The organism is Mesorhizobium sp. M2C.T.Ca.TU.002.02.1.1 (assembly GCF_003997225.1).
The window spans coordinates 1-1,337 of the sequence record NZ_RZTO01001184.1; the positions used below are offsets into that span (position 1 = coordinate 1).

Annotated in this window: 3 protein-coding genes; all 3 read right to left on the bottom strand. The window is 68.7% G+C overall.

The genetic code is table 11. From position 1 onward, the window contains the following. Positions 1-306, bottom strand: a 306-nt coding sequence (locus EOD07_RS34565; RefSeq protein WP_206519655.1) for a 2Fe-2S iron-sulfur cluster-binding protein, incomplete at its 3' end; no start/stop codon positions are given. After that, positions 303-569, bottom strand: a complete 267-nt coding sequence (locus EOD07_RS34570; protein ID WP_127238366.1) for a sarcosine oxidase subunit delta — start codon at positions 567-569, stop codon at positions 303-305. The genes EOD07_RS34565 and EOD07_RS34570, both read right to left, overlap by 4 nt. Before the next feature lie 13 nt (positions 570-582). After that, a partial coding sequence (locus EOD07_RS34575; RefSeq protein ID WP_127238367.1) for an FAD-dependent oxidoreductase occupies positions 583-1,337 on the bottom strand: 755 nt, incomplete at its 5' end.

Below are 1,337 nucleotides of genomic sequence, written 5' to 3' on the forward strand. Positions count from 1 at the left end.
GTTCTGGCTCTCGGCGACCATGTCGTCGGCGAGCTCCAGCATCGTCGCCGGCAGGTTCGGCTCGCGCCGCCCGCCGGTGCCAAGCGTCACCAGCGCGTTCGGCTCCTCGGCTCCGGCCGAGAAGATGCCGCGCGGCCGGTGATACTTGAAGCTGCGGCCGACGAGCGACACGCCGTTGGCCAGCAGCGCCGAGGCGAGCGTATCGCCCTGGAACCCGGTCAGCTTGCTTCCATCGAAGCTGAATTCGAGCGGCTGCCCGCGATCGATGCGGCCGCCCTCGGCCAGCCGTTTGGGGTTGGAGTTCATCGGGATGGTCTCCTGGCGAGAACGATCGAGGCGATTGCATGGTTGCGGGTGTCGCGCTCCACGATCAGCCACTGCCGGCAGCCAAGAACGTGCTGCCAGTGCTCCCGGTGCGCTCCGGCCGGGTTCTTGCGGACGAAGACGTACCGGTACCAGGCCTCGAAATCCGCATCGTCGTGAGCGGGGCGGATGACCGAGGCATCGCCGCCATAACGGAACTCGTCATGGTCGCGCGGGCCACAACAGGGACAGTCGATGCGCAGCATGTCGCGGCGTCCCCTATTGCAGCCACGCGAACGGACCGACGCCGGCCTCGTCGAGCGTGCGGCCGGTGCGGAAGCGGTCGAGGCCGTAGGCGGCGTTGAGCGGATGCGGCTTGCCGGTCGCGATGGTGTGCGCGAAGCACCAGCCGGAAGCCGGCGTCGCCTTGAAGCCGCCGTAGCACCAGCCGCCGTTGAGGTAGAGCCCGTCGATCGGGGTCGGGCAGATGATCGGGCTGGCGTCTGGCGTCATGTCCATCACGCCGCCCCAGTGGCGCAGCAGCCTGACCCGCGAGATGCAGGGCATCAGCGCGATCGCCGCTTCCGCGACCTCGCGCACGACGCCGAGATTGCCGCGCTGGGCGTAGGAATTGTAGCCGTCGAGATTACCGCCGAAGACCAGCCCGCCCTTGTCGGACTGGCTGACGTAGAAATGATCGGCGCCGTAGGCGACGACCTGATCGACCATCGGCTTCAGCGGCTCCGTCACGAAGGCCTGCAGCACATGGCTTTCGATCGGCAGCTCGAGACCCGCCTTGTGGCCGAGAACCGAGCTATGCCCGGCCACGGCCAGGCCGACCTTGCCGGCGGCAATCGGGCCCTTGGCCGTCTCGACGCCGACGATCCTTTCGCCGTCGCGCAGGAAGCCCGTCACCTCGCAATTCTGGATGATGTCGACGCCGTGGCCGTCGGCGGCGCGGGCGTATCCCCAGGCGACGGCGTCGTGGCGGGCCGTGCCGGCGCGGCCCTGCATGATCGCGCCATGGACCGGAA

Excerpts from the sequence above, each read along its gene's own strand:
- EOD07_RS34570 (WP_127238366.1), bottom strand. The coding sequence starts at position 569 with ATGCTGCGCATCGACTGTCCCTGTTGTGGCCCGCGCGACCATGACGAG.